Origin of the sequence: Ruegeria atlantica (assembly GCF_013033965.1) — a bacterium.
Classification (GTDB): Bacteria; Pseudomonadota; Alphaproteobacteria; order Rhodobacterales; family Rhodobacteraceae; genus Ruegeria; species Ruegeria atlantica_D.
This window is the reverse complement of record NZ_WQFE01000004.1, coordinates 388,082-409,622: the sequence shown is the minus strand read 5'-3', so window position 1 is coordinate 409,622 and position 21,541 is coordinate 388,082. Positions and strand designations below refer to the sequence as shown.

At 57.1% G+C, this 21,541-nt stretch carries 19 protein-coding genes; 13 read left to right on the top strand and 6 right to left on the bottom strand.

Annotation, left to right across the window (positions count from 1 at the left end; all coding sequences use genetic code 11):
* The first annotated feature begins 28 nt into the window (after positions 1-28).
* The 7 genes from GOW16_RS10845 (at position 29) to GOW16_RS10815 (ending at position 6,934) form a co-directional block, all read left to right on the top strand.
* The gene (locus tag GOW16_RS10845) at positions 29-1,273 is read left to right on the top strand and encodes a sarcosine oxidase subunit beta family protein (RefSeq protein ID WP_170414532.1); all 1,245 of its coding nucleotides are present in this window, start codon (positions 29-31) and stop codon (positions 1,271-1,273) included.
* A 76-nt stretch (positions 1,274-1,349) separates the two neighbouring features.
* Positions 1,350-1,679 carry a sarcosine oxidase subunit delta gene (locus tag GOW16_RS10840; protein ID WP_170414529.1) on the top strand — a complete coding sequence of 110 codons (330 nt, stop codon included), beginning with the start codon at positions 1,350-1,352 and terminating at the stop codon, positions 1,677-1,679.
* Positions 1,680-1,722: 43 nt separating this feature from the next.
* Positions 1,723-4,737 carry a sarcosine oxidase subunit alpha family protein gene (locus GOW16_RS10835; RefSeq protein WP_170414526.1) on the top strand — a complete coding sequence of 1,005 codons (3,015 nt, stop codon included), beginning with the start codon at positions 1,723-1,725 and terminating at the stop codon, positions 4,735-4,737.
* On the top strand, positions 4,730-5,296 hold the full coding sequence (locus GOW16_RS10830) for a sarcosine oxidase subunit gamma (RefSeq protein ID WP_170414523.1): 567 nt from the start codon (positions 4,730-4,732) through the stop codon (positions 5,294-5,296). The genes GOW16_RS10835 and GOW16_RS10830 overlap by 8 nt, the downstream gene beginning before the upstream one ends.
* Before the next feature lie 198 nt (positions 5,297-5,494).
* Positions 5,495-5,968 (top strand): hypothetical protein, encoded by a 474-nt coding sequence (locus GOW16_RS10825; RefSeq protein ID WP_170414520.1) that lies wholly within the window; start codon positions 5,495-5,497, stop codon positions 5,966-5,968.
* Positions 5,969-5,996: 28 nt separating this feature from the next.
* The gene (locus GOW16_RS10820) at positions 5,997-6,473 is read left to right on the top strand and encodes a hypothetical protein (RefSeq protein ID WP_170414517.1); all 477 of its coding nucleotides are present in this window, start codon (positions 5,997-5,999) and stop codon (positions 6,471-6,473) included.
* Between the two features lie 17 nt (positions 6,474-6,490).
* The gene (locus tag GOW16_RS10815; protein WP_170414514.1) at positions 6,491-6,934 is read left to right on the top strand and encodes a hypothetical protein; all 444 of its coding nucleotides are present in this window, start codon (positions 6,491-6,493) and stop codon (positions 6,932-6,934) included.
* 55 nt (positions 6,935-6,989) lie between these two features.
* Here the strand turns inward: GOW16_RS10815 and GOW16_RS10810 are convergent, their stop codons facing one another.
* Positions 6,990-7,751 carry an FkbM family methyltransferase gene (locus GOW16_RS10810; protein WP_170414511.1) on the bottom strand — a complete coding sequence of 254 codons (762 nt, stop codon included), beginning with the start codon at positions 7,749-7,751 and terminating at the stop codon, positions 6,990-6,992.
* A gap of 101 nt (positions 7,752-7,852) precedes the next feature.
* Between GOW16_RS10810 and GOW16_RS10805 the strand changes: the two genes are divergently transcribed.
* Positions 7,853-8,452, top strand: coding sequence for a superoxide dismutase (locus GOW16_RS10805; RefSeq protein WP_170414508.1), 600 nt, complete (start codon positions 7,853-7,855; stop codon positions 8,450-8,452).
* Positions 8,453-8,671: 219 nt separating this feature from the next.
* On the opposite strand, the gene GOW16_RS10800 is transcribed toward GOW16_RS10805, so the two are convergent.
* Positions 8,672-9,220, bottom strand: coding sequence for an isochorismatase family protein (locus GOW16_RS10800; RefSeq protein ID WP_170414505.1), 549 nt, complete (start codon positions 9,218-9,220; stop codon positions 8,672-8,674).
* Between the two features lie 12 nt (positions 9,221-9,232).
* Complete coding sequence (locus GOW16_RS10795; protein WP_170414502.1) at positions 9,233-10,096, bottom strand: HalD/BesD family halogenase; 864 nt, start codon at positions 10,094-10,096, stop codon at positions 9,233-9,235.
* A 128-nt stretch (positions 10,097-10,224) separates the two neighbouring features.
* On the opposite strand from GOW16_RS10795, the gene GOW16_RS10790 reads away from it, so the two are divergent.
* Positions 10,225-11,094 carry a LysR family transcriptional regulator gene (locus GOW16_RS10790; protein WP_170414499.1) on the top strand — a complete coding sequence of 290 codons (870 nt, stop codon included), beginning with the start codon at positions 10,225-10,227 and terminating at the stop codon, positions 11,092-11,094.
* A 346-nt stretch (positions 11,095-11,440) separates the two neighbouring features.
* Positions 11,441-11,893 (top strand): baeRF12 domain-containing protein, encoded by a 453-nt coding sequence (locus tag GOW16_RS10785; RefSeq protein ID WP_170414496.1) that lies wholly within the window; start codon positions 11,441-11,443, stop codon positions 11,891-11,893.
* A gap of 48 nt (positions 11,894-11,941) precedes the next feature.
* Here GOW16_RS10785 and GOW16_RS10780 read toward each other — a convergent pair whose 3' ends face one another.
* A complete protein-coding gene (locus tag GOW16_RS10780; protein ID WP_170414493.1) occupies positions 11,942-12,493 on the bottom strand; it encodes a TIGR00730 family Rossman fold protein in 552 nt (183 codons plus the stop codon).
* A 126-nt stretch (positions 12,494-12,619) separates the two neighbouring features.
* On the opposite strand from GOW16_RS10780, the gene GOW16_RS10775 reads away from it, so the two are divergent.
* The 3 genes from GOW16_RS10775 (at position 12,620) to GOW16_RS10765 (ending at position 16,306) form a co-directional block, all read left to right on the top strand.
* Positions 12,620-13,945, top strand: a complete 1,326-nt coding sequence (locus GOW16_RS10775) for a LysM peptidoglycan-binding domain-containing protein (protein ID WP_170414490.1) — start codon at positions 12,620-12,622, stop codon at positions 13,943-13,945.
* 79 nt (positions 13,946-14,024) lie between these two features.
* A complete protein-coding gene (locus GOW16_RS10770) occupies positions 14,025-15,824 on the top strand; it encodes an ABCB family ABC transporter ATP-binding protein/permease (protein ID WP_170414486.1) in 1,800 nt (599 codons plus the stop codon).
* Positions 15,825-15,982: 158 nt separating this feature from the next.
* On the top strand, positions 15,983-16,306 hold the full coding sequence (locus GOW16_RS10765) for a hypothetical protein (protein WP_170414483.1): 324 nt from the start codon (positions 15,983-15,985) through the stop codon (positions 16,304-16,306).
* 46 nt (positions 16,307-16,352) lie between these two features.
* Here GOW16_RS10765 and GOW16_RS10760 read toward each other — a convergent pair whose 3' ends face one another.
* Together GOW16_RS10760 and GOW16_RS10755 are read right to left on the bottom strand one after the other, a co-directional pair.
* Positions 16,353-20,150 carry an efflux RND transporter permease subunit gene (locus tag GOW16_RS10760; protein ID WP_170414481.1) on the bottom strand — a complete coding sequence of 1,266 codons (3,798 nt, stop codon included), beginning with the start codon at positions 20,148-20,150 and terminating at the stop codon, positions 16,353-16,355.
* Positions 20,147-21,379: an efflux RND transporter periplasmic adaptor subunit gene (locus GOW16_RS10755; protein WP_170414477.1), complete on the bottom strand. Its 1,233-nt coding sequence runs from the start codon at positions 21,377-21,379 to the stop codon at positions 20,147-20,149. The genes GOW16_RS10760 and GOW16_RS10755 overlap by 4 nt, the downstream gene beginning before the upstream one ends.
* Between the last annotated feature and the right edge of the window lie 162 nt (positions 21,380-21,541).

The window sequence follows — 21,541 nt, the reverse complement described above, 5'->3', positions numbered from 1 at the left end:
CCAATCACCGAACCGGATGGATTCGCCTATGAAACACTATTCAGCCTTTGCTGTAGCGCGCGAAGCGCTGCGCTATCACACCGGATGGGAGCGCGCCTGGCGTTCGCCCGAACCCAAGAAGAAATACGACGTGATCATCGTCGGTGCGGGTGGCCATGGCCTGGCCACAGCTTATTATCTGGGTAAGAATTACGGCATCCAGAATGTCGCCGTGATTGAAAAAGGCTGGCTGGGCGGTGGCAATACCGGCCGAAACACGACCATCATCCGGTCGAACTATCTGCAGGACCCGTCGGCTGCGATCTACGAAAAAGCGCGCAGCTTGTACGAGGATCTGAGTCAGGACCTGAACTACAACATCATGTTCAGCCCACGCGGCGTCATGATGCTGGCCCAGACTCAGCACGAAATTCGCGGTTATCAGCGCACGGCGCATGCCAATGCATTGCAGGGTGTTCAGACCGAATGGATCACCCCCGAACGCGTAAAAGAGCTGGTGCCGATCATCAATATCGACGGTCCGCGCTATCCGGTTCTGGGCGCGTTGTGGCAGGAACGCGGTGGCACTGCGCGTCACGACGCCGTGGCGTGGGGATACGCGCGCGCCTGTTCCGCGATGGGCATGGATATTATCCAACAGTGCGAAGTTACAGGCGTGCGTTCGCAAGATGGGCGTGTTGTCGGTGTCGACACCACCAAGGGTTCAATCGACTGTGACAAGCTAGGCGTCGTGGTTGCAGGTCACTCTGGTCAGTTGGCCGAGATGGCGGGCTTCCGTCTGCCGCTAGAGGCGATTGCATTGCAGGCGCTCGTCTCCGAGCCGATCAAACCCTGCATGGATGTGGTCGTGATGGCCAACACCGTGCACGGCTACATGTCGCAATCCGACAAGGGTGAGATGGTGATCGGCGGCGGTACTGACGGGTTCAACAATTACACCCAGCGCGGCAGCTTCCATCATATCGAGGAAACCGTCCGCGCATTGGTCGAGACCTTCCCGATGATCTCGCGCCTGAAGATGCTGCGCCAGTGGGGCGGGATCGTGGACATGACCGGCGACCGGTCTCCGATCATTTCGAAAACACCGCTGCAGGGCTGCTTTATCAACGGCGGCTGGGGAACGGGTGGCTTCAAGGCCATTCCGGGCTCGGGCTGGGGTATGGCACAGCTGATGGCCACGGGTCATTCGCCGCTGACCGAAGCCTTCTCGCTGGACCGCTTCAAAGAGGGCCGCTTCATCGACGAAAGTGTCGCCGCTGGGGTGGCGCACTAAGGGCCAGGTCCGAAAGTGCTTGCTGATAGAATTCTGGTTGGCCGTGCTGCCAACCGACCGCCAAAAGGATGATCACATGCTGATCCTGAATTGCCCTTACTGCGGCGTGGACGCCGAAGAAACCGAACTGGCCGCAGGTGGCGAGGCGCATCTGAAGCGCTTTGGTCCGGGCTCGTCGGATGACGAATTTCACGACTACCTGTTCATGCGTGAGAACCCCAAAGGCGTTCATTTCGAACGCTGGCGCCACAGCAACGGGTGCGGCAAGTGGTTCCACGCCGCGCGCTGCACCCAGACGCTTGAAGTGTTCGGGACCTATTCGGCCCAAACCACCGAGCCGCCAAAAGAAATCAAGGACGCGATCACTGCTAAGCGCCCTGGCTGGACGTGGAGAGAGTACGAATGATCCGCACCGCCATCCTTAATTCCGCCTGCGAAAGGTCCGCAACATGAGCACCCGTCTCGCAAAACAAGGCCGGCTGATTGACCGGTCGAAACAGGTCACCTTCACCTTCAACGGCACCTCGATGCAGGGGTACGAGGGGGACACGCTTGCCTCCGCCCTGCTGGCCAACGATCAGATGATGATGGGCCGGTCGTTCAAGTATCACCGTCCGCGCGGCGTCGTCGCCAGCGGCGCGGAAGAGCCGAACGCTCTGGTCGGGTTGGGGCAGGGCAACCGGTTTGAACCGAACCAGCGCGCCACCACGACCGAGCTGTTCAATGGTCTGACTTCGGTGTCGCAGAACCATTGGCCGAACCTGGAATTCGATATCGGTGCGGTGAACACCCACCTGTCGCGGTTTTTGCCAGCTGGCTTCTACTACAAGATGTTCATCCACCCGAAACCGTTCTGGAAACACGTTTACGAACCCTTCATCCGTCAGTCTGCCGGTCTGGGCAAAGCACCGGACAAAGACAACCGCGATGCAGACACGTACGAGCACTTCTACGCCTTTACAGACGTTTTGGTGATCGGCGGTGGCGTGGCGGGTTTGCAGGCTGCCAAGGCGGCTGCTCAGTCAGGTGCCAAAGTCATGCTGATCGAGCAAACCGCGCATTGGGGCGGGCGTGCTCCGGTGGATGGTGGAACCATCGACAATGAGCCTGTGGATAAGTTCGTGGAACAATTGGTTTCCGAATTGGAAACAATGGGCAACGTAACCATGCGTTCCCGTTGTATGGGCGCGGGCGTCTATGACCACGGCTATGTGCTGGGATATGAGCGTCTGAACGACCATAAACCGGGCACACAAGGTCCCCGTCATCGCCTGTGGCGCATTCGGGCCAAGCAGGTCGTCACTGCGACGGGTGCCATCGAACGCCCACTGTCATTTGCGGGCAACGATGTTCCAGGCGTCATGCTGGCATCGGCCATGCGGGACTATGTGGTGAACTGGGGCGTGACCCCGGGCGAGCGTGTGATCGTCGCGACCAACAATGACGACGCATACCGCACAGCTATCATTTTGAAACAGGCCGGCGTCGATGTTCTGCGCGTGATCGATGCCCGTGCTGCAGCCGGGCCGTTGGCCGAAGAGGCGCGACAGCTTGGTATCCGGGTCGACCCCGGTAAGGCCATTGCCAAGGTCAAAGGTGGTAAGCGCGTCAAGAAGGTCGCGATTTGCAATCAGGAAGGCATCGGTGGCGCTCGCGAAGAAGTTGAGTGCGACGCGGTTGCCATGTCGGGTGGCTGGTCTCCGGTGGTCCACATGTGGTCGCATTGCGGCGGCAAGCTGATCTGGGACGACGCAAACGCGCATTTCCGCCCCGATCCAGCGCGGCCACCACTGGGCGCGAATGGCGAAGGGTTTGTTGTCGCTGCGGGTGCCTCGAATGGTCCTCTGGCGCTGGGTGATGTTTTGACGGACGCACATGCGGCCGGCAAAGCGGCTGCCAAAGCAGCAGGCTTCAAGCCAAAGAACACCAAGGCTCCGGCTGGTGAGACCACGCAAGAGGCCGCGATGCAAGCGGTCTGGCTGATGCCCGCCAACGCAGATGTGCAGCTTCGTATGAAATCCTGGCTGGACTTTCAGAATGACGTCAAAGTTTCGGACGTACAGCTGGCTGCGCGCGAGGGCTATGAAAGCGTCGAACATACTAAGCGATACACCACATTGGGTATGGCGACAGACCAGGGTAAGTTAAGCAATATCAACGGATTGGCGATCCTTGCTGATGCGCTGGAATCGGAAATTCCAAAAGTTGGCACTACTACCTTCCGTCCGCCGTATACTCCCATTTCGATGGGTGCGATTGGCGGCGAAGCGCGTGGCGAAGTGTTCCAGCCGATCCGTCAAACACCGATGCATGACTGGCATGACGAGAACGGCGCAGACTGGGAGCCGGTTGGCCACTGGCGCCGGACCTATGCGTATGTCCGTCCTGGTGAATCCGTGCATGACGCAGTAAACCGCGAGGTGAAGAACACCCGCGAAAACCTCGGCCTGCTGGACGCATCGACACTTGGCAAACTGATCGTCAAAGGCCCGGACGCCGGCAAGTTCCTGGACATGATGTATACCAACATGATGTCCACGCTGAAGGTCGGCAAATGCCGCTATGGCCTGATGTGTTCGGAAAACGGCTTCCTGATCGATGACGGTGTAGTTGCCCGGATCGACGAGGACACCTGGCTGTGTCACACAACCACCGGCGGAGCGGAACGCATCCACGGTCATATGGAAGAGTGGCTGCAAACCGAATGGTGGGACTGGAAAGTCTATGTTGCCAACGTGACCGAGCAATACGCTCAGGTCGCTGTGGTCGGCCCCAACGCCCGCAAGGTGCTGGAAAAGTTGGGCGGCATGGACGTCGGCAAAGAGGCGCTGCCATTTATGGAATGGCGCGACGGTAAGATCGGTGATTTCGATTGCCGGGCCTACCGCATCTCGTTCTCGGGTGAGCTGTCGTATGAGATTGCAGTTCCCGCCAGCCAGGGTCAGGCATTCTGGAACGCTCTGATGGAGGCAGGTAAAGAATTCGGCGTCATGCCTTACGGTACCGAATGTCTGCACATCCTGCGGGCCGAGAAGGGCTTTATCATGATCGGGGACGAGACCGACGGCACCGTGATCCCGCAGGATCTGGGGCTGCACTGGGCGCTCTCGAAAAAGAAAGAGGATTACCTCGGTAAACGCGCCCATTTACGCAGCCATATGGCCGATCCGGACCGTTGGAAACTGGTCGGTCTAGAGACTGTGGATGGTTCGGTCATCCCGGACGGTGCTTACGCGGTCGGAGAGGGCGTCAACGCCAATGGCCAGCGCAACATGATCGGGCGCGTGACATCGACCTATTACTCGGCCAACCTAGGCAAAGGCATCGCCATGGGTCTGGTAAAGCACGGTCCGGACCGGATGGGTGAGATCATCGAATTCCCGGGCACCGATGGAAAAACCTACAAAGCGAAGATCGTGGATCCGATCTTCTACGACAAGGACGGGGAGAAGCAGAATGTCTGAACCCATCAGCGCACTGAACCACGCCAGCTATGACGGAATCGCCAAGGTCCAGGAATGCGGCCTGCAAGGCATGATCACCCTGCGCGGCGACCTGTCCGACAAGGTGCTGGCTAAGGCCGTCAAGGACGCAACGGGTCAAAAAATGCCCGGTCAGCGCGAAGCGTTTGTCGACGGCGAGTCCGGCGTTTGCTGGATGTCCCCGGACGAGTTGCTGGTGCTGGTCCCCTATGTCGAGGTCGAGGCCAAGCTGGCTGCAATGACCAATGCACTAAGCGGTACGCATGCCTTGGCGGTCAACGTCTCGGACGCCCGTGCGGTGTTTAGCATCTCGGGCAGCAGCGCGCGCGAGGTTTTGGGCAAGCTTGCCCCGGTTGAGCTGTCGTCCAAGGCGTTCCAGCCCGGCCAGATCCGCCGCTCGCGCCTAGCGCAGGTGGCGGGGGCGTTCTGGATGGACGACGACCAGACTCTCCGTGTCGTGTGTTTCCGATCGGCCGCCGACTACGTCTTCAATCTGCTAAAGGTTGCCGCGCAACCGGGCAGTGAGGTCGGGGTTTATTAAGCTACCTATAAACCCTGTATTTTGTTGCTCCATGGCCACCATGATTCCGCATGGTGGCCATATTTTTGGCCGCTGATATGCGTGCTGTGTTATTAAGTGCACACCACTAAATCGGGAGATGTGAGGGTAATATTCAACCATTGAGGTTTCAGCGAAACCCCGCTACGGATGAGAAAAATCACGGGTTAAGTGGGTGGAATGAAAGTATTTTTAGCGCTGTCGGGCATTATGTTCGCGATGGCAATTACGCCCGGCCGCGCGTCGGGTGAAGTCTATTCGGAAAGTTTCGAGTGTGTTTTTGAAGAAGGCCTAGCGAACCGTCCGACTCCCACACGTGTTGTGTTCTCGCTCGATAAATATGGGCGTTCCGCACTTCTGCACGAAGTGGAACTGCAAGGGATAGATGCGCCAATAAGATCAGCTTCGATCGAACGAAACAGCTATCGATTGTTGTCAATTTCTTGGCCGGGTGACTCCTACACGTTCAAGGCAACGGGCAGAAGAACGAGACCAGGTGACTCTCGAAGAATCGTTTCTGATCTGGGTCGCCACAATTTCTCAGTCTTTTTGGACCGTCAAACTATGCGAGCTACTACCCGCTCCAAGTCCGACGGGCATGTGACGCTGGATGGGAATGCGGTGGGGCACTGCACGCCTATGGAACTGCCTTAATCAAAAATGGTGAAAGCAAGGTAAGAACATGAAATCAAAACTTCTGTTGTTGGCGTTTGGCCTGGCCATTATGCCCGCAGTGGCTGTCTCAGAAAGCTATAAAGAGACATTCGAATGCACCTTTGGCCGCGGTATCGCGAACAAACCGACACCTACGCATCTGGTGTTCTCGATCGATGAATTTGGCCGAAGCGTACTTTTGCATGACGTCGTGATTCCGAACGTTACCTCGGGCAAAGGATCGGGTCGGATAAAAAGCGATACGCCGCAGAAACTATCGATTGCCTGGGTTGGTTCCAATTACGTATTTACCGATTCCGGCCGCAGCTATGCCTCTAATGAGTCCCGGATTGATGCGCTGGACTTGCGTGATCAGGAGTTCTCGGTGTTCTTGAACCGAAACACGATGAAAGCAATGGCAAAATCTTCCTCAAACAGCGCCTATCTGCCACGCGATGGATTCGCGAGAGGGCGGTGCGAGTCAATTGCGGCGCCAACGAAGTAATCCAGGATAATAAATAAATGAAAACAACGATCTCCGCCATAATTCTTGGCCTGTCTACAATGACTGCGCAGGCTGAAATTCAAAACTACGACTGCCAGTTGCACAGTATGGAAGACCAGGGCTGGATCCCTCCGCGTGTGTTGTTGAGCGTGGACGCGCCGAGCAATCGGGCGCGGGCCTATGATGGCCACATCTCTGGTCACAACGATCTGGCCGGGATTCATGAGGACACGCCGATCGACGCCAAGTTCAAGACGACTCGCAAAGGTGAATACCGCTTGAATTGGAGACTGACTCTGTCTACCAGCAATTCCCGTAGAGTGAGAATTTTCTATACTGCCACAATTGATCCTAAAACCAATAAGCTTCGAATGTCAGCCCGGTTTCCGATGGACAACGTGACCAACCGACCAAGCGGCGAAGGTCGTTGCGAACCCGTCAAGTCATGGACGCTCTACTAAGCTTCTTCCGGAAAAGGTAGCCGTCAGGTCCTTTCCCGGACTTCTTTGTTGATTGTTAGTCCTTCAGTAGGATCGTACGAAACCTTCCCAGGTCTTCGGAGTTTAGCAATTCTTGTGCTGACAAGTGATTGCCCGCGTCGTCGTAAATTTGGGAATAGAAGGACAAACTAATTAATAGTTCCGACATTTGCGATTGTCTGTCGTTGTCACCCAACATAGGTGCGTGCAGCGACAGGAGCAACACCGGCCGCTGCTTTTTCAACCATGGCAAGAGCGTGGGCAAAACAAAGAACTCGGCCCCTTCGATGTCCATCTTGACCAAAGAAACGCCCGAGAGGTCATTCACGGCCTCGAATTGATCCCAGGCAATTGTCAGCGCGTCGTTGCCGTGGGCGCCGTCATGCAACAAAGAGCTGGTGGAATCTCCGGGTTCTCCGCGAACTGACGCCATACGGGCCACGCCGAACTGGTCGGACAGCGCAACACCAAAGGCCGAGACATTGGTGATGTCATTCAGGTCCAGATTCCAGGCCAGATGCCGAAACGCTGTTGGGTCCGGTTCGAAACACCAGACACGCCGTGCCTTGCGGGCTCCGTACAGCACCGTCGGTCCAATCCAGGCACCGATGTCCAGATAGTCCTGATCAGGCGACAGGTACTCATCCAGCACGGCGAACGTTTCGGGCTCCCACGCGCCCGACGATGCCTTGCGCCAGAATTTCGAATGATAGGGGTCCAGTCGAAACGGCTCGCCATTTAACTGGCCCGCATAGTATCCGCGGGCGCGGTAAAACATCTTGCGCGCCTGTGTAAGCATCGCCTGCCTCCGGGTTTTCTTGTCTCGGCTCTTGACCTGCGGCTGCAGCCAAAGCATTTAACCTTGGGAACCGCAACTTACATTTCAAACAGGGGGCCGATATGGCTTTTGAACTTCCTGATCTTCCTTATGCACATGACGCGCTGGCAGCCAAGGGTATGTCCGCGGAAACACTGGAATATCACCACGACCTGCACCACAAGGCCTACGTCGACAACGGCAACAAGCTGATCGCCGGGACCGAGTGGGACGGCAAGTCGCTGGAAGAGATCATCGTTGGCACCTATGACGCGAACGCTGTTGCGCAAAACGGCATCTTCAACAACATCAGCCAACTGTGGAACCACAACCAGTTCTGGGAAATGATGGGCCCCGGCGGCAACGCTATGCCCGGTGAGCTGGAAAAAGCTCTGACCGAGAGCTTCGGCTCGGTTGACGAATTCAAGACGCAGTTCAGCGCTGCCGGTGCTGGTCAGTTCGGCTCAGGCTGGGCATGGCTGGTCAAGAACGCAGATGGTTCGCTGGCCGTGACCAAGACCGAGAATGGCGTGAACCCGCTGTGCTTCGGTCAGACCGCGCTGCTGGGTTGTGACGTGTGGGAGCACAGCTACTACATCGATTTCCGCAATAAGCGTCCGGCTTACCTGTCGAATTTCCTCGACAATCTGGTGAACTGGGAAAACGTCGCTTCGCGGATGTAATCATATTCCCGATTTGGGTTATTAAGGGCCTGCTGGCGGTGACGCTGGCAGGCCTTTTCTTTAGGCACCTGTTTCTATTGTCGATTTCGCGTTTGCAATTGGCATCGAATGGCTGTTCCAGGCACAACCTTCGGAAATTCCGTAAATCAACGAACGCTCGGTTCCCTATGCTGACGTCTGTCACAGGTACACCGTGACGACCCGAGGAAACCAGACCGCTCACATTGCAAGGATGTCCTTCGTGCGCTTCACAGCTGCTATTTCGCCCTCAAGCGTCGCCATGCTGACCGAGTGTATCTGATTGGCGCTGTGGGACACGCCATCCGGTCCCTCAATACCATAGGTCCAGACTGCGTCGGCGGCATAAATAGGCTGATAGCCCAAATCCGCCGCGCTACGGGTTGTTGATTCCACACAGTGATTGGCGGTCGCACCGCATAGGATGACACGCTCGATGCCTGCCTCATTCAGGACGGACTGCAATGGCGTACCGACAAACCCGCTGCTGCCCGTTTTGATGATGACGGGCTCGCCAGGCGCGGGGGCCGCAACCGGCTGAACCGCTGCGCCCGGTGCGTCGGGATGGAACGGGTCTTCCGGATCGGTACCATGGTGATGAATATGAACCACACTGTCGCCTGCGGATCGGAATTTCTCCAGCAGCGCGGCGATGTTGACCTCAGCCTCGGGGCAGGATCGCTCTGTGCCGGATGCATCCTCGTGCGCCAATGCCATCTGCACATCAATTACCAGCAACGCCGTTTTCATGTTCAAAGATCCTTACTCGGTAGATTCAGCCTTGCGGCTGGCCAAAATGTTCTCCACCCGCTTACCATAGATGCGGATATTGATCTCGTCCCCGATAACCCGGTCAGGCTGCTCATCATAGGTCATGATGGCGGAAATGCGTGGACGGCTTCCTTCGACTTTGGTGACTCCGTGCAATGAATACCCGCCGCGGAAAAGGGTGAAAGTTCCTGCCCCTCGCGAAAAGCTACAGGCCTCGGACATGTCGCCTGCCAATAGGCGGTCCACAGTTTCGCGGTCTTCCGTCTCGTCGGTTCGGGAATTGGGAAGAAACGTGAAATCTCCGCCTTTTTCAGGGGCCTGCAATAACAGGGTCACGGTGCACTCGGTTGTGTCGTAATGCCAAGCGTGCCAGCTTTCCGGTTGCAAGGCGACGACGTTGAGCGCCTGAAACTCATCGGCACACAGATAAAGCTGGTCCTTCATCTGCACCCGCCGCACGAATTCCGTCAGAATTTCAGAGTGATAGAACTGTTTGAGTCCGGTCTCTGCAGGTATCTGGTCATCGGCAAGCTGCACGGCGCTATGGATGAATTCTTTTCGGCGCGGATCATCTTTGGGCAAAGATGGATCAATAGCCCCCTGATAGATGTTGCGTTTGACATGCAGGACTTCGGCCGTCGGCAATAGGTTGTTGGCTTCGGTGTTCAGCCGCTCCAGAGCATTTGCGTGCAGAAAACCATCCAGATTGCACCAGCCGTGTGTTTCCATGCTTTGCTGGCACTCCGCCAGGAATTCCGCCCCCGGACCACTATTCAGGTCAGCAATGGGATAGCGACCGAGGTCAACCAGTTCCAATGCGATATCCTGTTGAGCGTTACATTCGATGCCGGTCATGAAACTCTCCTGTCACAACGCATTGCCCGGTGCGGGGCGGTGAGAATTCCAGATACTATGCAAAGGTAATGTGATCAGATAAATCGAAATAATAATGCCTCATGAACATAAAAAAATTATGAAGAACGATGCGTCATAATCTGAATCTCAATTGGTTGCGCAGCTTTGAAACGGCAGCGCGGCTGCTCAGCTTCACTGCGGCAAGTCACGAGATTGGCCTGACCCAGACAGCCGTCAGTCAGCATATCAAGGCGTTGGAGGCGCAGCTTGGCGACAGGCTTTTTGTACGCCGCCCCAAGAGCCTTCAATTGACCGACGTGGGCAAGGCTTATCTGGTCACGGTACGCGAAGCACTGGACACGATCGAGATGTCGACCACCGGGCTATTTGGGCCGCGTCAGGCCAGTACCATCACCGTGCGCGCCTCAATGGCGTTCATCATGTGGATTTCGCCCAAGCTGGATGGCTTCCTGCACAATCACCCCGATATTGGCGTCAAACTTGTCACCTCGATCTGGAAAAGCCCTGCCGACCAGCAACCCGCTGATGTCGAAATCCTTTTGGCCCGAAATGAGTATGCCAGATCAGACCTGGAGCTTTTGTCGGACGAAGCAATTGTACCGATCTGCTGCTCTAAGGTGCGCAGCGACATCCGTACGCCGCACGACCTGCTGAACAGACCGGCGATCCATATCATGGGGTTTGACGACCACTGGGCGCGCTATCTGTCCGCCTATTCTTTGAAACCGGCCAGTTCCGGCGCACGCTTGGTCACCGACACCTCGACGGCCGCTATGGAGATGGTTGCGGCAGGGTTGGGTTGTGCGGTGGTAATCGAAAGGTTTGCGCTACAGGCGATTGAGACCGCTCGAAACATAAGTGTTGTTGGGGACCCGGTTGCCCTGGGCCAATCCCACTATCTTGTGCGTTCCGACCAACACAGACCCCTCAAACCCGGGGTAGACGCATTCGAAACATGGCTTCGGCGTCAGTTTTGATCTCTTTTTTCATTTGCCCCGCAGAGCTTTCCAGATCGGGCTTGTCGTTGATTGACAAAAGCACGGCTCAGTCATGCATAGCTGAACTTTGGAAAAAATTTCATGGATGTATTGGTGCAATTCCGTGGCACCGCCGCGAGAGAAAACTTGCCGATGCGTTAACTTTCGAATTGAGACCTATTGTACCGCGCCCGGCAATACATAGCTAAACTATGCGGAGGGAGAGAGCCGCGAACAACTGAGATAACCGTCAGGCAACGCGCCGGAAATCTGAAGGCGTGTCAGGGTAGAGCTGTGTCTGACATATGAGGGATGGCCAAAAAATACGCCATAACAGGAGAACACAATGGTCGAACTTGCACAGGGAACATGGGTTGTTATCGCCGACGGGGAAAAGGCGCTGTTCATGGAGAACGTCACCGACGCTGAAGACCCCAATCTGGTTGTCGTATCCGTGGAAGAAAGCGACGGACCAACCGCCAAACCTTCGGATCGGGCTGGTCGACGCTTTGACGGCGCGCCACATCAGAAATCGGCTGTGGAAGAGAGCAAATGGAAAACCCATGCGAAATCTCTGTTTGTTCAGGATGTTGCCAACCTGTTGAATCGCAAAGGGTTGAAAGGGGCCTATAAACGTCTGGTCCTGGTGGCCAGCCCGCATGTTCTGGGGCTTTTGCGTCGGCGGTTGCACAGCGAAGTGCTGGGCAAAGTGGTTGCCGAGGTCGACAAGACCCTGACCAATCACCCGTTGCATAAGGTCGAACAGGTGTTGCGACAGCGCCTAGCCCCTGCGACTTGAATTCGCCAAATCAAACGGGCGGTATTGTCCGCCCGTATACCCCAAAATTTAATTAAGAACTTTCCTCAGCGCAGACATTGCAGCGTCAGGGCCATCGACCCATGTGATGAAGTCTGACAGCGACGCATCTGCAAAGCCTTGCCCGATGACCTGTTGCAACAGCTCGTGCAGCGTATCCCAGTACCCATCCACATTCATGATCAGAATGGGCTTGTCGTGCAGACCCAACTGACGCCAGGTGAGCGCCTCGAACAACTCGTCCAACGATCCTGGACCGCCGGGCAGGACAATGACCGCATCGGCGTTCATGATCATCACCTTCTTGCGCTCGTGCATCGTCTCGGTGACCACGAAACGGGTCAGGTCTGTTTTGCCGACTTCGCGCTGAAGCAGATGCACGGGGATGACGCCGAACGTGTCGCCACCAGCGGACTGCGCGGCACGGGCCACTTCGCCCATCAGGCCGACATCGCCGGCACCATAAACAAGCCGCCAGCCTTCCTCGGCCAGAAGGGTTCCGAATTGCTGAGCTGCATTGGAATAGGCCGAATTCGCGCCATTTCGTGACCCGCAGTACACACAGACAGATTTCTGAGACATGGGATGGCTTCTCCGGGCTTGTATCTGGGCTTTTGACCCGTGATAGCGGGATTGGTAGATTGGCTCAACCGTCAGGCAGAATGTGTTATACTCAAGGCACTTGCGCTGCGGAGCGAAAGGAAAAAAATGGACTCCAAGTCGGGAAGCGAAAGCTCCGGTACTTTCATCTGGGGGGTGATTGCCGGCATCGTTGCACTGGTCGGAGCTGGCGGGTTGTACCTGTCCGGCATCTTCGGGGACGGTCCTCAGGAAGCTGTGCCTCAACAGGACACGGCCATTCAGACCTCGGAAGAAGCCCGCCCAGCTAACACCCCGACCGAGGATCAGAGCGCGGCAGTTGACGAACCGGAAGCCGCTGAAACCACTGCCGATCAATCCGATGCGGCGCCTGCATCTGACACGGCCGAAGCTGAATCGGTTATCTCAACACCAACGCTGGACCAGATCTTTGTTGAGCCGGACGGGAATACCCTCCTTTCAGGGAGCGCGGAGCCGGGTGCGGATGTTCGTGTCCTTCTGGATGGTGAGCAAGTACACAGCTTTACCGTCGACAACACCGGTCAGTTTGCCGAGTTTCTGTCGATCCCCTTCTCAGATGATGCGCGCGGGCTAACACTGGAAACTGCAGGCGAGGATCAACCCGTCCGTTCCGACGACTATTTGATTGCAGCTTTGCCTGAACCGGAACCGACAGCCGAGCAGATTGCTACCGCCGAAACAGCTGAGGCGCCACCTGCCGGTAACGAAACGGCAGATGTCCAAGATGTGTCCGCGTCAGAGGCAACAGATCAGGCGACGACCACTGATGTCGAAACGGCTGACGCAACTGCAGAGCAATCATCGGATCGGCTTCAAGAAACGGCGCAAGAACCCGCAGAAGAAGGTGATGAAAATCAACAGGTCGCTATTCTACGCTCTGGTGAAGACGGGGTTGAATTGGTTCAATCGCCAACAGCAGACCCCAAACCCTCGACAGAGGTGGCGTTGGATACGATCGGGTATTCGGACGCGGGTGCAGTCGAACTCACCGGGCGGGTGCCGGATGGGTCTGCAGTGCGACTGTATCTGGATAACCAGCTTGTCGACGATCTGTCGCCAGTTGATGATGGCAAATGGCGTAGCGAACTCGAAGGTATTGACCCCGGCGTCTATACGTTGCGCGTGGATGAGGTTGCCTCGGATGGTACCGTCGTCAGCCGCCTTGAAACACCGTTCAAACGCGAACCGCTCGAGGTTTTGCGCGCGGCAGAGGTCGGCGACCAACCCCAGAACGAACCGGACGCGCCCCCGATCCGCGCGGTCACTGTGCAGGAGGGCGACACGCTATGGGCAATTTCGCGCGACCGGTTCGGTGATGGTATCCTTTATGTGAAGCTGTTCGAGGCCAATCGCGACTCGATCCGCGATCCTGATTTGATCTATCCCGGTCAGATATTCACCATCCCGGAATAAACTATTGCTGCTGGCCCTTGTCGGGCCAGCGGTCTATCTCTGACCGCAGATCAGGTACGTGATGAGACGAGCAGCGCCAATGACCTCAGCCGATACGCACACGTCCGACGAACGCCGCTCTGGCTGGCGCACGATCCGGAAGGTTGCACCATATATGTGGCCCGAGGGCGAACCGTGGGTAAAACGGCGTGTTGTTCTGGCCATGGGCATGCTGGTTCTGGCCAAGCTGATCGCGGTCTACACTCCTATCCTTTATAAAGGTGCAGTCGACGGGCTTGCAGGCGAAGGCGTTCCGCCGCTGGCGTTGGGCGCGGTCGGTCTGACCGTGGCTTATGGCGTCGCGCGGATGATGACCGTGGGTTTCCAGCAATTGCGCGATGCGGCCTTTGCCCCGGTCGGGCAGCGGGCCTTGCGCGCGCTGGCGTTGGAGACCTTCCAACACATCCACCAACTGTCCATGCGTTACCACGTGACGCGGCGCACTGGAGGGCTGAGCCGGATCATCGAACGGGGCGTGAAAGGAGTGGAATTCCTGCTGCGCTTTCTGCTGTTTTCCATCGGGCCGTTGATCCTAGAACTGCTGCTGGTTGCGATCATCTTGATGTGGCTGTTCGATGTCTGGTATCTGGTCGTCGTCGCCGTCACCATTGCGCTTTACATCTGGTTCACCTTCGCAGTGACCGAATGGCGCGTGAAGCTGCGTCGCGAGATGAACGATCAGGATACCGAAGCCAACCAACGCGCCATCGACAGCTTGTTGAACTTCGAAACTGTCAAGTATTTCAACGCGGAACAGCGTGAAGCCGAACGTTATGACGTCTCGATGAAAGCCTATGCCGGGGCGGCTTTGAAAACTGCGTATTCGCTGGCCTTCCTGAATTTCGGTCAGTCCTTTCTGATCACCTGCGGGTTGATCGGAGTGATGGTGCTGGCGGCACTTGGCGTACAGCAGGGTACGCTGACTGTCGGCGATTTTGTCATGGTCAACGCCTACATGATCCAGATTACCGTGCCGCTGAACTTTCTGGGCACGGTCTACCGGGAAATCCGCCAGTCGCTTGTCGATATGGGGCAAATGTTCGATCTGCTTGAGCAACCGACCGAGGTACAGGACAAGCCCAACGCGCCCGATCTGGTGGTCAATGGTGGTGAGGTGACTTTGGATAATGTCCACTTTGGCTATGATGCGGACCGCGAGATCCTCAAAGGTGTGACGCTGACAGTACCCGCTGGTCAGACGGTGGCAATCGTGGGTGCCACCGGATCCGGCAAGTCGACGATCGGCCGGTTGCTGTTCCGGTTCTACGATGTCACTGGAGGCGCGTTGAAAATAGATGGTCAGGATGTGCGCGACGTAACACAAGGCAGCCTGCACGCAGCCATCGGCGTCGTGCCGCAGGACACTGTGCTGTTCAATGATACCATTCGGTACAACATCGCTTACGGCCGGGACGGGGCCACTCAGGATGAGGTCGAAGCCGCAGCCAAGGCTGCACAGATCCACGACTTTATCGTGACGTTGCCCGAAGGCTACGACACCAAGGTTGGCGAACGAGGGCTGAAACTGTCAGGTGGCGAAAAGCAAAGGGTGGGCATTGCGCGCACCTTGCTGAAAAATCCACCAATCCTGCTGTTGGATGAGGCGACCTCGGCACTGGATACGGACACGGAACAAGACATCAAGGATGCGTTGGCACGGGCAGGCGAGGGACGAACCGTGCTGACGATTGCGCACCGTCTGAGCACCATTGCCGAGGCGGACCGCATTGTCGTGCTGGAACGCGGTGAAATCCTAGAGCAAGGCAACCATGACGAGCTTTTGCAACGTGAGGGCCGCTATGCGCAACTCTGGAGCCGCCAGCAAGCGGACGCCGCCTGATGCGGTCGCAAAGCGATTGATGCATTCGTGCATAATACCACGGCAAAAAATGTAGCTATGCGTACAAGTTTAATTTGACGCTCATTTTCCTTGGTGACACTTCACATAAAGTCATGGTGCCAGGCACTGTGGCCGGACCTAAAATAAGGGATTATCTAATGAAAATGCGTGTAGCAGCAGCTTTGACCGCGGCTGTTCTTATGGCAACGTCGGCTTTTGCCGAGGATCTTGAATTTCTTGTCGTGAACGACTCCAGCGCGGATCTGGTTGAGTTCAATGTCTCGCCCGCGTCGTCCGATAGTTGGGAGGGCAACCTGCTGCGCGGTGGCTATCTGGCGCCCGACTACGAAGCCGATGTTGTGATCGCCGATGGATTAACCACATGCGTCTACGACATCCGGGGCGCGTTTGACGATGGCTCGTCAGTTGAAGATTTCGGTCTGAACCTGTGTGATCTGGGTGAATATGTATTCACCGACTAAGTCTTAAAGAAGAAAAATGGCGAACCGTGGGGTTCGCCATTTTTTGTTACTCTGCCGCTTTGAGAGGCGATGTGGGTGGGTGATCAGGACGCTCATCCTTGTCCGCATCTGATGCGGGCGCAGTAGGCGTCTCATCACCCCAGACAACTTCCGTGGCCTGTACCTGACGCGCAGCGCGCCCAACGGCCATATCCTGAGCGATTTGGCTGGAGCGGCCCGAGGTGGCCCGAGCCAGCGCCTTGCCCCCCCATACCGCATAGGTGGTGACCCAGACCCTCAGCGCCAGGAACGAAGGTGTGACGATCAGGGTCAGAACTGTTGCGATACCCAGCCCGAACACAACCGCCGTGGCCAGCTGTTTCCACCACAGCGCGGTTGGGCTGTTGATGGAATAACCGCCATTGATGAAGTCCAGCGACAATCCGAACATCATCGGTGTCAGGCCCGCCATGGTGGTCAGGGTGGTCAACAGAACCGGGCGAATACGCGCCTCGGCCGTGCGGATGATCGCCTCGATCCGAGGCATATAGCGGCTGTATTCCTGATAAGTGTCGATCAGAACAATGTTGTTGTTCACCACGATCCCCGCCAGGGCCACGATCCCTGTCCCGGTCATGATGATCGAGAAGGGCTGCTGCATGACCATCATGCCGATCAGAACACCGGTGGTCGAAAGGACAACAGCCAGCAGAACCAGAACCGAGTTGTAGAACGAGTTGAACTGCGCCAGCAGGATCACGAACATCAGCCCCAACGCGCCTAGAAATGCATTTGCCAAAAACGCACCGGATTCTTCCTGATCTTCCTGATCGCCAGTCCATTCCCAACTGACCGCATTGCCGAAGGGGTTGGTTTCCAGCCATTCGGTCAGCACCGCAATGCGCTCGTTCGGGTTGATCAGGGTGATCCGGGCGTCACCGGACTCGATATCCGCCCGCAAGACGTCGGCGTTTTCCGCGCCTGTCAGCGAAACCAGCTCATAGATACTGCCTGTCGGGCCGGTGAGGGTCGCGCCGGTGGGTTCCGCGCCGTCTACAACTTCGCGTACGATTGCCAGCCGTTGTTCAGTGCCCTCGGGGCCATCGGTCACAACCTTGCTCAGGCCCGGTTCCACATCCGCCTTCACATCATAATAGCGCTGTTGGTTGATCCGGTTGATTTCGGCCAGTTTGGCCACTGGTTTGCGCGTGACAAAGTTCGACAGGGGCACAAGACCGTCAGGCGTGCGTACCTTGAGCGTGTCCAGCGTGGAAAGCACCCGATCTGCATCGGGCAGGCGGACACGGATTTCGATTTCCTCATCCACGCCCTCGGGCCGCATTTCGCCCAGCAGCAGCCCACGCGTGACCAGCTGCACCATTGCACCGACGGTGGCTACGTCCGCACCGAACCGACCCGCCTTTGCAACGTCCACGTCAATCTGCCAGTCGATACCCGGCAGGGGCAGCGTGTCTTCGATCTTGATCAGGCCAGGAGTTTCTTCGAACACTTCCCTGGCTGTGACCGTGGCAGAGGTCAACTCCTCCCAACCGTCCGCCTTGATACGCAAGTGAACAGGCTTGGCCGAGGCCGGACCCTGTTCCAATGGCAGGATTTCGACAACGATGCCCGGGATCTGCGCCAGTTCCGCGTTCAACTGATCCAGCACAAAGTCGCCGTCATAGTCCGGTGCTACCGTTTCGCGGTCGATCAACCCACCAAGGATTGGCTCAGACACGTTGGGCCGATCTTCCCACGGAATGATCTCGAACTGAACGCGACCGACGGTATCGGCCGGAGCCTGCGCGCCGCCATTGTTCTGGTTCAACCCGCCTTCACCAGCAAAGGCAAAGACGTTAACGACCGCAGGATGTGCGCTGATGATTTCTTCGGCGGCCAGAACCATCTGGTCCTTTTCCGCCAGCGAGATATTGCCGCGGGCCCGAACATAGGCTGTGGCCTGTTCCGGTTCGCTTTCGACAAAGAATTCGACGCCGCGGTTGTTGTTCCCATAAGCGGTCATGACACTCATGACAGCAAACCCAATGACGCCAATCGAGACAATCGGCATGATCGGGTTGCCTACCAGAAATTTGATAACGTAGCCAAAGGGCGTGTGTTCACGCGCTGTATGCACATGCTGATCCGGCGCGCGTTCGATCTTGGCAGCACTCAGCGTGACCGATCCGGCAAAGGCACCGAAGATGAACAGAAACGCGCCAAACAGAACGCCCCCGGATGCGCCTTCGGGCAGCAGGTAGGCTGGGTTCAGCAGTTGCATCGCCCCCAGAAAAATCAGGTAGAGCGACGGCGGAACCATGACGGCGCGGACCCACCAACGGGTGCGCGCACGCAGCCAGTTGGAGGTGCGGTCAAAGACCCGGCTGAGACGTCCCGAGACACCACCCATGACGGGCAGGTAGATCAGCGCAACGATCAGCGAGGCCGACAGAACGAAGATCAGGGTGACAGGCAGCATGCCCATGAACTCACCCGGAACGCCGGGCCAGAAGAGCATCGGCAGGAAGGCACAAAGCGTAGTGGCAGTCGACGACACAATCGGCCAAAACATCCGCTGCGCCGCCTCGACATAGGCGTGCATCGGGCCGACGCCCTCTTTGATGCGTTTGTCCGCGTATTCCACAACGACAATGGCCCCGTCGACCAGCATCCCGACCGCAAGGATCAGACCGAACATCACAATGTTCGAAATGCTGACACCCATGACGGCGAGGAACGCGAAACACAGCAGGAACGAGGTCGGGATCGCAAAACCGACCAGCAGCGCGGCACGTGTGCCAAGCGAGGCCAGAACAACGATCATCACCAGCGCGATAGCGGTCAGAACCGAGCCTTCCAACTGGCTGACCATCGATCCCACGATGCGGCTCTGGTCGTTTGAGGTGCCCAGCTGAATAGCGGCCTGCATCTCGGGCGGCCATTTCGCCTGCGCGGCGGCGATGGTCTGTTTCACGCCCTCAACCGTGTCGATCAGGTTAAAGCCCTTGCGCTTGACCACCTGTAGCGCGACAGTCTGTTCGCCGTTGAAACGGGCGGTCCCTTCGCGGTCTTCAAAGGTGTAGTTGATCTGCGCCAACTCTCCCAAGGTGACGACCCGGTCACCATTTACCTTGACCGGCAGGCCATAAACATCCTGCGCTGTTTTGAAGGAAGAGGGGATCTTGACCGAGAATGTGCCTTGCGCAGTCTCAACCTCGCCAGCCGCGATCAGCTGGTTGTTGTTCTGAACAACGTTAATGAGTTCAGCGGCTGTGACGTTGTACGCCTCCAGGCGCAAAGGGTCGATTACCACCTCAAGCATCTCGTCTCGATTGCCCGCAATACCAGCCTCGAGCACCGAATCCATCGCCTCAAGGTCGTCCTGCAAGTCTTTGGCAACACGGGCCATCGTGCGTTCCGGAACCGCGCCGGTCAGGTTGACAATAACGATGGGGAATTCTGAAAAATTGATCTCGAACAGAGAATACTGTTCAGCGCCTTCGGGGAATTCAGCCTGCGCGCTGTTCATTGCGTCGCGCACATCGGCCATGATCGCGGTCTTGTCCCAGCCGAAATCGAATTCCAACGCCACACCGGCATAGCCTTCGGCAGCGGTGGACGTCATTTCCTTCAGACCATCAAGGTCGGCAAGCTCGGTTTCCATTGGTTTGACCAACAGGTTTTCCGAGTCCTCGGCAGAAATGCCCGGAAACTGGACCGAGACAAACAGGGCAGGGATTTCGATATCCGGCTCGCCTTCTTTGGGCAGGCCGACATAGGCAAACCCGCCCACCACCAATGAGATGGCGATGAAGGCCAGAACCATTCTGGCCCGGCCGGCGGCCCAACTGACGATTCCGGTCATTTTGCTGCTTCCCGATATGTGGGTTCGACTGTGACGCCGCGGGTCACGAACTCTTGCCCGACGATTATGATGTCCGCAGTTTCCGGCAGGCCGCTAACCCAAACTCCCTCGGCGGTGTCGCGCAGCAGAACGACGGGTTGGAAATCGACCACGTTGCTTTGGCCGATGGTGCGAACACCGAGCTGGCCATTATTGTTCAGGGTCAGTGCCGATTGCGGCAGGAAATGCGCCTTGGCCCCAGCGGCCGAGATGCGGATGTCGGCGGTTTGGCCGTCGCGAATGGCCAGTTCCGGGTTTGGAACCGTGATTTCAACCTCAAAGGTACGGGTTGTTTCATCCGCCGAACGGCTCAGAAATGTCACACGACCTGCGACCTGCAAACCAGTAACCAGTTGCGCGGTGGCCTCGGACCCGACAATGATCCGGTTCACCTCGGTTTCAGGTACAAACCCAACCAGTTTGATCGGATTCAATTGGATGACGGTTGCGCAGAGCGAGCCGGGCTGCATCAGGCTGCCCAATTCGGCTGTGTCGCTTTCCAGCAGCCCTTTGAAGGGGGCTTCGATGGTCTGGCGGTCAATCTCGCGTTGCGCAGCTTTGACCTCGGCCGTTGCGGCTTCGATCCCGGCGCGGGTGGCCTCAAGACCTGCTTCGGCGGTTTTGATGCCGGCCTCTGCGGTCCTCATGGCCGCCTCGCTGGAGATTCTGCGTGTTTCCGACCCGAACCCGGTCTCGGACAGTTTATTCGCGGCCGTCAGGTTGATCTCGGCCTCAGCGACACGCGCATGCGCTTCATCCAGACGCGCCTCGGCTTCTGGGATACGGCTTTGGGCCTCCAACTTGGCGGCTTTGGCTTCGGCCAGGCTGGCGGGGCGGGTGCCTGGGTCAAGCTCGCACAGGATATCGCCCGCTTCCACGAATGTGCCTTTGCGTTTGGGTTCCGAGATGACAGTGGATGTAGTTTCGGCCAGAACTTCGACCTGTCGATTGGCCTTGGTCTGGCCCCGCAATAGCACGGCGCTGTCAATTTCGCGTGCAATTGACCTAACGGCAACGACGCCAATCGTCGCCTGATCCGTGTCCGCGACCGAGTTGGAATCGCCGGCAGCGTCAGGGCCGGCCTCGGCTTCCGCGCGCCCGGCAAAGGCGAACAAGGTGTCTCGTTCAAATACCAACAAAAACAGAACAACAATCACCAAAGCGGCGTTTGCCAATGAAATCAATCGCATGCAGGGCTACTCCCAGAATTCTTTTCCACGTTTTTTTGGCGGTCATGCTAGAAAGTGGGGACGATTATGAACCTTTTCCACACTAAACTGAATAGTTCGGTTTATTTTTTTGTACAAGAGTGTAAGCCCTCAGCGGGATTGAGCGAAATCGGACCCTTGGCT